The organism is Burkholderia sp. YIM B11467, assembly GCF_052952715.1.
Genome location: NZ_JBQVSQ010000033.1, coordinates 1 through 1,135, shown reverse-complemented (window position 1 = coordinate 1,135; position 1,135 = coordinate 1). Strand labels below are relative to the sequence as shown.

At 73.3% G+C, this 1,135-nt stretch carries 1 protein-coding gene; it reads left to right on the top strand.

What is annotated here, in order from left to right; all coding sequences use genetic code 11:
* Window positions 1-108: 108 nt before the first annotated feature.
* On the top strand, window positions 109-1,135 hold a 1,027-nt coding region (locus ACTRWB_RS38085; RefSeq protein WP_446904915.1), incomplete at its 3' end, for a BcsE family c-di-GMP-binding protein.

The window sequence follows — 1,135 nt, the reverse complement described above, 5'->3', positions numbered from 1 at the left end:
CGCTCCTTGCGAATACGTCAGTATTCGCGGCGTCGCGCGCCTCGCGAGCGGCCGTTCTCGTGGCAACGCATGTGTGTTCCATATGGAAACAGACCCTAGGGGAACGTCGTGAATACGGAAATCGATGCCACCCGTCCCGCGCTCGGCGCTGCCGGCCTGCTGGGCCGCCTGCGTGCGCTGCTGCGCACGGGGCCGGCCGGCGGCCGCATCGGCACGCTGAGCCGGCTCGCGATCGACGGCTTGCCCGACACCTGGACGCAACTGGAGGCCGGCGGCCTGTACGCGATCTACGCGGCCGGCAGCACGCCGGCCTGCGACGCGCTCGTGTGGGAGAGCGTGCGACAGGCGCGCACGCGCGACGTGACGGTCGTGCTCGCACGCGATCCGGAGCGTGTCACCGAACAACTGCAGGCGCGCGGATTCGCGGGCGGTGCGCACCCGGCCGGCTGGCCGCGCAACCTGAACGTGCTGGCGATGCCGGCGGCGGCCGAGCCGGCCGACGGAGCCGGCGCCGGTGCGACCGGCGATGCGCCGCGCCGCGCGGCGCCGGGCCCGTTCGCGCGGCTGACGGGCGGCTTGCGCGCGATGAAGCGCTACGGTTTTCGTGCACGCTCGCTGTATTTCGTCGAAGGCGCGCAGCGCTGGTTCAGCTGGGACGACCCGGTCGCGCTCGCGGACGAAGCGCACGCACTCGCCGACTGGTGCCGCACGCGCCGGATCGCGCTCGTGCTGCTGCTCGATCCCGAAGCGGCCCGTGCGGGCACCGACGTGCGTACCGACGATCCGCCGCTCGTCCGCGATGCGGATCGCACGCCGCGCAGCGGTTTCCACGGCGTCTGCTCGGGCGTCGCGCAGATGCAGCGCACGCACGGCGAACTGCTGTGGATCGTCGATTTCTGGCGCGCGGGCGACACGCTCGCGGCCGGCGAAGTGCGGCCGCTGCGTTTTGCGCCGGGCGGCCGGCTGTCCGCGAGCGTCGACGGCGGCGCGACCGAGCCGGCGCACCGGATGAAGCTGGCGAGCGACGAGGATCGCGTCGTCGTCAGCCGCGCGGTGCTCGACGGCGCGACCCGTGTGCCGGGCGACTGGGAAATCGTCGACGACAACGCAGCCGTCGTCGCGGCCTGCGCGCAAG